Source organism: Devosia insulae DS-56 (genome assembly GCF_000970465.2).
Taxonomy (GTDB): domain Bacteria; phylum Pseudomonadota; class Alphaproteobacteria; order Rhizobiales; family Devosiaceae; genus Devosia_A; species Devosia_A insulae.
The window spans coordinates 1-7,327 of sequence record NZ_LAJE02000254.1; the positions used below are offsets into that span (position 1 = coordinate 1).

Annotated in this window: 8 protein-coding genes; 6 read left to right on the forward strand and 2 right to left on the reverse strand. The window is 65.6% G+C overall.

Annotated features, from left to right (window positions below):
* The 6 genes from VW23_RS29050 to VW23_RS18060 all read left to right on the forward strand — a co-directional run.
* The coding region (locus VW23_RS29050) for a PepSY domain-containing protein (protein WP_069910935.1) at nucleotides 1–269 on the forward strand (269 nt) is incomplete at its 5' end.
* Nucleotides 270–276: 7 nt separating this feature from the next.
* The gene (locus VW23_RS18040; protein WP_069910936.1) at nucleotides 277–942 is read left to right on the forward strand and encodes a response regulator transcription factor; all 666 of its coding nucleotides are present in this window, start codon (nucleotides 277–279) and stop codon (nucleotides 940–942) included.
* Nucleotides 939–2,294 carry a sensor histidine kinase gene (locus VW23_RS18045; RefSeq protein WP_069910937.1) on the forward strand — a complete coding sequence of 452 codons (1,356 nt, stop codon included), beginning with the start codon at nucleotides 939–941 and terminating at the stop codon, nucleotides 2,292–2,294. Before VW23_RS18040 ends, VW23_RS18045 begins: the two co-directional genes overlap by 4 nt.
* Before the next feature lie 180 nt (nucleotides 2,295–2,474).
* The gene (cpaB, locus tag VW23_RS18050; protein ID WP_176730431.1) at nucleotides 2,475–3,566 is read left to right on the forward strand and encodes a Flp pilus assembly protein CpaB; all 1,092 of its coding nucleotides are present in this window, start codon (nucleotides 2,475–2,477) and stop codon (nucleotides 3,564–3,566) included.
* A 115-nt stretch (nucleotides 3,567–3,681) separates the two neighbouring features.
* The gene (locus VW23_RS18055; RefSeq protein ID WP_069910942.1) at nucleotides 3,682–5,088 is read left to right on the forward strand and encodes a type II and III secretion system protein family protein; all 1,407 of its coding nucleotides are present in this window, start codon (nucleotides 3,682–3,684) and stop codon (nucleotides 5,086–5,088) included.
* Nucleotides 5,085–5,327, forward strand: coding sequence for a hypothetical protein (locus VW23_RS18060; RefSeq protein WP_069910939.1), 243 nt, complete (start codon nucleotides 5,085–5,087; stop codon nucleotides 5,325–5,327). The genes VW23_RS18055 and VW23_RS18060 overlap by 4 nt, the downstream gene beginning before the upstream one ends.
* 79 nt (nucleotides 5,328–5,406) lie before the next feature.
* Here the strand turns inward: VW23_RS18060 and VW23_RS18065 are convergent, their stop codons facing one another.
* Both VW23_RS18065 and VW23_RS18070 read right to left on the reverse strand, forming a co-directional pair.
* Entirely contained in the window at nucleotides 5,407–5,925 is a 519-nt protein-coding gene (locus VW23_RS18065) for a tetratricopeptide repeat protein (protein ID WP_069910940.1), read from the reverse strand.
* A gap of 337 nt (nucleotides 5,926–6,262) precedes the next feature.
* Nucleotides 6,263–7,327, reverse strand: a 1,065-nt coding sequence (locus VW23_RS18070; protein ID WP_069910941.1) for a ribonucleotide-diphosphate reductase subunit beta, incomplete at its 5' end; no start/stop codon positions are given.

Here is a 7,327-nt window from a genome sequence, read left to right on the forward strand (position 1 = left end):
GTGTTGGTGGGCTGGGGCTCGATCTCGAGACCGCCGGCCAGCCGCTGGGCCAGAAGGCGGCGCTGCAGGCGGTGCGCAGCGGCAGGGCGCTGCCGATGCCATACATCATGCTGCGCGCTCAACTTCTCACCGACGGTGAGATCATCGATGCGCAGTTAGTGTCGCTGCAAGATGTGCTGCTGTATGAAATCAAGGCGCTGGCGAAATCCGGCGAAGTGAGCGAGCTGTATTTTCTTGCCCAGACGGGTGAATATCTCGATCTGAACTGAGCGTCACATGCGCGTACTGGTTGCCGAAGACGATCGGCGCATCGCCGAGGCCCTTGCCGCCGCACTGCGGGCGGCCGGCTTCGTTGCGGAGGTCGAATCCGACGGCGAGGAAGCCTGGTATCGCGGCGACACCGAGGAATTCGACGCCATCATCCTCGACCTGGGGCTGCCGACGCTGGACGGCCTGACCATCCTCAAGCGCTGGCGCAAAGCGGGCCGCAGCGGCCCCGTGCTGATCCTCACGGCGCGCGGCCACTGGGAGGAGCGGGTCGAAGGCATCGAAGCCGGCGCCGACGACTATGTGGTCAAACCCTTCCGCATCGAGGAAGTGGTAGCTCGCATCCGCGCCATCGTCCGTCGCTCCGGCGGCTTTGCCTCGTCGCGGGTGGAAATCGACGATCTGGTGCTCGATACCCGCGCCATGCAGGTGACCCGCGATGGCATCCCGATCAGCCTGAGCCCGCAGGAATACCGGTTGTTCGCCTATCTGGCGCATCAGCGCGGCCGGGTGGTGTCGCAGATGGAGATCACCGAGCATCTCTACGCCCAGGATTTCGAGCGTGAATCCAACTCCATCGAAGTGCTGGTCGGCCGGGTGCGGCGCCGGCTCGGCACCGAGATCATCAAGACCCGTCGCGGTTTCGGCTATTATATGGGGACGCTCGAGGAATGAATCCGCGCTCGCTGCGCCTGCGCCTGCTGGGCGGCGCGGCGCTGTGGATCATCCTCGCACTGCTGGTCGCCGGTTTCGCCATCGGCTGGATGTTCACTGCCAATGTCGAGCGCTCGATGCGCGACGGGCTGACCGCCAGCCTCAACCGGCTGGTGGCGCAGATCGACCCGCTGGCCGAGGAGCCGGTGCCTGGCGATGCGCTGCCCGACCCGCGCTACGGCACGCCGCTCTCCGGCATCTACTGGCAGGTCGAAATCCCGGGGTCCGAGGATTCCTGGCGGTCCCGGTCGCTCGGCGACCACGTGCTGGAAACCCGCGGGGCGGCGGCGCCGGATGGCACCGAGCGCTTCGGCACGCTTGCCGGACCGGGGGCGCAGTCGCTCTCCGCCATGGTGCGCGAGGTCAGTTTCTCGACCGATGCGGGACCGAGGGTCTTCCGCGTCACCCTCGCCGAAGACCGGGCGCTGCTCGACGAGTCGATCCGCCGTTTCGGCGGCGACCTGATGCTGGCGCTGGCGGTGCTTGGCGTGGCGCTGATCCTCGCCGCCTGGCTGCAGGTGCAGCTCGGTCTGAAGCCGCTCGAACATCTGCGCGAAGGCATTGGCGCGGTACGGCGCGGCGAGGCGCAGAAACTGCCGCCGCGCTACCCCGCCGAAGTGCTGCCGCTGGTCGGCGAGGTCAATGAGCTGTTAAGCCAGCAGCAGAAATCCATGGAGTTCGCCCGCGCCCGCGCTGCGGACCTGGCGCATGGGCTGAAGACACCGCTATCGGTGCTGCGCAACCTCGCGGCTCACATGCAGACCACCGGCCATGCCGAGGCCGGCCAGCAGGTCGATGAGATCGTCGGCGAGATGGATGACCGCGTCGAGTATCAGTTGCGCCTGTCGCGGCTGAGGATGCGCACCCGGGCGCATCAGCTCAGCGCGTCGCTGAACGAAGCCGTCGACCGGACCGTGGCGGTGCTGAGCCGCACCCAGGAGGGTGAGGAACTCGACTGGCAAACCAAGCTGGCGCCCGGACTCAAGGTCGACATCGACCGGCACGACCTGATGGAGCTGGTCGGCGTCATCCTTGAGAACGCCGCCAAGTGGGGCAAGTCCCGGGTACGGGTTGCGGGCCGGCGCGACGGCGCCTTTGCCGAACTGACCATTTCCGATGACGGCCCCGGCCTCACCGAAGAGCAGATTGCCCGGCTTGGCGTGCGCGGCCAGCGCCACGATGAGAGTCGGCGCGGTTCGGGCCTCGGGCTCTCCATCGCGCTCGAAGTGGTGGCGCTCAATGCCGGCACGGTGCACTTCGCCCGCGCCGCCGAAGGCGGCCTTGCCGCCACGGTGCGCCTGCCGCTCGCTTAGTGAGCTGATCGCTATCGCCGGTGGCTGTGGACCCCACCGGGGTCAGGGTTAACCCCGCGTTTCCAATCTTCTTCGAAGTCTGTGCGCTTTGGAACGAAGCCGTGAGCCTTTTCGCGTACACCGGTACGGGCCGGCCGAATGCCGGCACTGCCAGGGGACTGGCCGCTTAGCGAGGAACTCGTGCTTCGGCGTACACAGACTGTCGCTCTCAAGGATGATGGCGAAATCCAGGAGGCCTTGCGCCCCGAATTGCCGCGCACCGCTGCGCAGAAAGCCGATCCGGCCGTGCTGGACAAAGTGCTCGCCGAGGTGACCTGGACACCGCCGCCGACCCAGGCCGAGCGCCGCAACCTCGACGCCTGGCGCTCCGAAGCGCTGCAGACCGTCGTCACCAATACCGACCGCCGCAAGGGCGGTGATCGTCGCAAGCCGATGGCGCCGCCGCCTAGCACCGGCTGGCGCTGGAAGATCCCGCCCTCCCGCATCGCTCTGCTGGTGGTAGCGTTGGTTGCCGGCGGCCTCGCGGCGTACCTGACCACCCAGACCAACCAGCCGGTCGCCCAGCCAGTGGCCGAGCCGGTGACAGAGGTGGTGCAGGAGGCGCGGGTGCGCGTCCTTGCCGCGAGGACCAGCATCGGCCTCGGCCAGCGGCTGAGCGCCGAAACCGTCGAGTGGGTGGATTGGCCCGAAGGCGCGGTGCGGCCAGAGTACATCACCACCGCGGCCGCGCCCGACGCCATCACCCAGATGAGTGGCGCCATGGCGCGCTTCGAGTTCTTCCCCGGCGAGCCGATCCGCGCCGACAAGCTGGCGCTCGAGGGCGACGGCTACCTGTCGGCGGTGCTCGACAGCGGCACGCGTGGCGTCTCGGTCATGGTGGCCGCCGCTTCCGCCTCGGGCGGTTTTGTCGTCCCCAATGACCGGGTCGACGTGGTGTTGACCCGCAGCAAGGGCGGCGAAAGCGACGGGCAGGTGTCCGATACGATCCTGCGCAATGTGCGGGTGCTGGCGATCAACACCCGGCTGGGCGAAACCGGCACCACCGGTGCTGCCGCCGACCCCGAGGATCCGCGGGCCGAGATTTTCGCCAACGAGGCCATAGCCACGCTGCAGCTCGATCCCGGCCAGTCCGAAGTGATCATCAATGCCGCAACCTCGGGCCGGCTGACGCTGGTGCTGCGGCCCTTCGTCGACAGCTCCGAAGTGGCAACGGCCCAGGATCGCAGCACCAACCAGGCGATACGGGCTTCGAGCCCGTTCTGGACCAAATGATGCTCGGATATCGGCTCCGCCGAACGCCCGAGCGACGCCGCCCGTTAAATCGCCGTTGACCCAGCCCTGCTACAATTTTCCGGGTTGCTTGAGAACGTTAGCACAGATGTACATCATGACGGCATACCGGGATTTCGGCAGAACGCTGTGGTCCCAGTCACTTAGGGTCACGCTTGGCGCGGCGGTGCTGCTTGCGGCCCTCTTGGCGGGGCTGTTCCCGGCATTGGCCCAGACGGTCAACTACGACCTGAAGACCACCTCGGTGATGCGCATCAAGCTGCCGGTGTCGCAGGCGGTGACCGTCGTCATCTCCGATGCGGTGGGCAAGATCGTCTCGGCCGATCCCACCATTGCCGACGCGCAGCCGATCACCGACAAGTCGCTTTACCTCGCCGGCAAGGCCTTCGGCACCACCACGGTGAACCTCTACTCGGCCGACGGCGCGCCGGTCGGGTTGCTGGCGGTCGAAGTGGGCGTCGACACCGCCGACATCGCGCGCTCCATCCGCGACGCCATCCCCAGTTCCAACGTCAAGGTCAGCTCGGTCAACGGCCGCGTCCGGCTCGGCGGCTCGGTCACCGATGCGGTCACCATGCAGAAGGTGCTCGATATCGTCGGCCAGTACGGCAGCCCGGCGATCGTCAACACCATGACGATCAGCGGCGGCCAGCAGGTCAATCTCGAAGTCCGCATCATCGAGGCGCAGCGCGACGCCGGCCGCGAATTCGGGATCCAGTGGGGCGGCAGCATCGGCGGCGTTTCGACCAACATCAAGGGCGGTCCGAGCGACCCGGTGACCAATTCCTTCGCCACGTTCGTCACCAACATCATCTCGACCGGCGGCGGCATAAACCTCAACGCGACCATCAAGGCGATGGAAGGCAAGCATCTCGTGCGGACGCTGGCCGAGCCGAACCTCACCACCCTGTCGGGCGTCAGCGCCAGTTTCCTCGCCGGCGGCCAGGTGCCGATCCGGGTGGCGGACGAGAACGGCAACGCCGCGCTCACCTATCGCGATTTCGGCGTGCGGCTGGTGTTCCAGCCCACGGTGCTCGACGATGATCGCATCCAGATTCACCTGACGCCTGAGGTCAGCGACATCAATGGCTTCACCACCTCGGGCGACCCGGTGTTCAACACCCGCAACCTCGATGCCACGGTGGAGCTGCGCGATGGCCAGAGCTTCTCGGTGGCGGGCCTGTTGCAGAGCAATACCGGGCTCAACCAGAATCAGCTGCCCTGGCTCGGCGACGTGCCGATCCTCGGCTCGCTGTTCAAGTCGTCGAGCTTCCAGAAGCACGATACCGAGCTGGTGGTGATCGTCACGCCGCGCCTGGTGCAGCCGAGCGTGCCCGGCCAGATCGCCGCGACCCCGCTCGACGCCACCCAGCCCGCCAACGACCTCGAGTTCTTCGCGCTGGGCCAGATGGAAGTGACGCCCAAGATGCTCAAGGGTTTTCAGACCGGCAACGGCGTCGTCGGCCCCTACGGCTACATCATCGACCTCAGGAGCGGCAGTTGAACCCCGTGATCCTCCATGCTGCACGGGTCACGGCCGCGTTGGCCGTATTCACGGCGCTGGCCGGCTGCACTTACGACTACCGGCAGCGCACCGATCGCGTCGGCTACAGCGCCGGCGATGCGGTCAAAGCCAACCTGGCGCGTGAAACCTCCAACCCGACCAAGGCCTCGATGTATTCGACCAAGGGGCTTGGGCGGAATGGCTACGTCGTCGGCACTGTCGCTGCACCGGTCGAATAGCGGCACTCTAAGGATTGAAATGCAGAGGGGCGAGGTCGAGAGAGACCACCGCCCTCTGATTTTTCCGCCCGGCGTCGGATCAGGCGCGGGAGTCTGCCGCGGCTCGCTGCAGGATCTGGATGTTGTTGGCGACCACCAGGTTGTCGGGCTCGAGCTTCTGCGCCTTGCGGAAGCTCTTCAGCGCCTCGCTCAGGCTGCCGCGCAACAGGTAGGAATAGCCGACATTGTTGTAATACTGCGCCGTGCCGCCGGTCATCTGGTAGAGCGAGGCATAGACCCGGTCGGACAAATCGAACCGGCCGAGCCGGTCATAGGAGGCGCTGAGCCCGACATAGCCCTCGGCCTTGGTGGGAGCCAGCTCCACCGCGCGTTTGTAGAACGCCGCCGAGTAGCCGAAATTGTCGTTGCGGAAATGCGCCCGGGCCTCGGTCAGCGCGCCCTCGGCGGTATAGGTCTCGATATTGGAGATTTCGGCAACGGCCAGCTTGTTGCTGCCGAAAGCGCTCATCCCCGCCGAGCTGCAGCCGCTGAGCGGCAACGCGACAATGGCCGCGGCAAGCAGCCCATGGCGAAACAACGAGCCAATCCGGCGATTCATTTCTCAATGCCCCCATCGAGACAGGACCGCTTCTGCGGGCCTCGACCTAGGGGACAACGCTAGGCGCGACAGGGATTACGCTTGGTAAATGCCGGCCATGAGCCGGCAATCAAGCTTAACGGTACGTTACCGCACACTGGGAAGAGCAGCGTGAGTGCGAGGTCGTGTTCAGTAACGCGCCTGATGCCTTGCCTAATATGCATTGGAAATGGAAATCTCAGGAGAACCGGTGCAGGTCTTCCCGTCATCGCTGCTGGTGCGCACCATGGAAGAGGCCGAAGCGATCATCGCTGGAGACGCCTGACGCCCGAGCCGATGCCCGGGCGCCGTGGCGTGATCAGTCCCAGCTCAGCGCCCCGCCATTCTGGTATTCGATGACGCGGGTCTCGAAGAAGTTCTTCTCTTTCTTCAGATCCATCGCCTCGCTCATCCAGGGGAAGGGGTTTTCGGTTTCGGCGAATACCGCCGCAAGGCCGAGCTGGGCGCAGCGGCGGTTGGCGATGAAGTGCATGTACTGTTCGCACAGCGCCGCATTGAGGCCGAGAAAGCCCCTCGGCATGGTGTCGCGGCCATAGGCGGCCTCAAGCTCGGCGGCCTTCCTGATCATGCCGCGCACTTCGGTCTGAAACTCGGGCGTCCAGACATGCGGGTTCTCCGCCTTGATCTGGTTGATCACGTCGATGCCGAAGTTGAGGTGAATGCTCTCGTCGCGCAGGATGTACTGGTACTGCTCGGCGATGCCGACCATCTTGTTGCGACGGCCCAGCGACAGGATCTGCGCGAAGCCGGTGTAGAACCACATCCCCTCGAAGATCACGTAGAAGGCGATCAGGTCGCGCACGAACGCCCGGTCGGTATCGGGCGTGCCGGTGGTGAAATCCGGGTCGTCGAGGTGCTGGGTGAAGTTGAGCGCCCAGGCCGCCTTGTCGGTGATCGAGGGCACCTCGCGATACATGTTGAACAGCTCGCCCTCATCGAGGCCGAGGCTCTCGACGATGTACTGGAAGGTGTGGGTGTGCACCGCCTCCTCGAAGGCCTGGCGCAGCAGATATTGCCGGCATTCCGGGTTGGTGAGGTGCCGGTAGATCGCGAGGACAATGTTGTTGGCGACGAGGCTTTCCGAGGCGGCAAAGAAGCCGAGATTGCGCTTCAGCGTGTGGCGCTCGTCATCGGTGAGGCCATCCTTCGATTTCCACAGTGCGATGTCGGCCTGCATGGAGACTTCGGTCGGCATCCAGTGGTTGTTGCAGCCGGCGAGGTATTTCTCCCAGGCCCATTTGTACTTCAGCGGCAGCAGCTGGTTCACATCGGCGCGACAGTTGATCATCGCCTTGTCGTCGACCGAGACCCGGCCGCCGGCACGATCGATACGAGCCTCCGGGGCTGGGGCGAGCGGGGCAGG

Bases quoted from the DNA above. Each gene is read 5' to 3' on its own strand.
- VW23_RS18040 (WP_069910936.1), top strand. From the start codon at position 277: ATGCGCGTACTGGTTGCCGAAGACGATCGGCGCATCGCCGAGGCCCTT.
- VW23_RS18045 (WP_069910937.1), top strand. From the start codon at position 939: ATGAATCCGCGCTCGCTGCGCCTGCGCCTGCTGGGCGGCGCGGCGCTG.
- VW23_RS18055 (WP_069910942.1), top strand. From the start codon at position 3,682: ATGACGGCATACCGGGATTTCGGCAGAACGCTGTGGTCCCAGTCACTT.
- VW23_RS18065 (WP_069910940.1), bottom strand. From the start codon at position 5,925: ATGAATCGCCGGATTGGCTCGTTGTTTCGCCATGGGCTGCTTGCCGCG.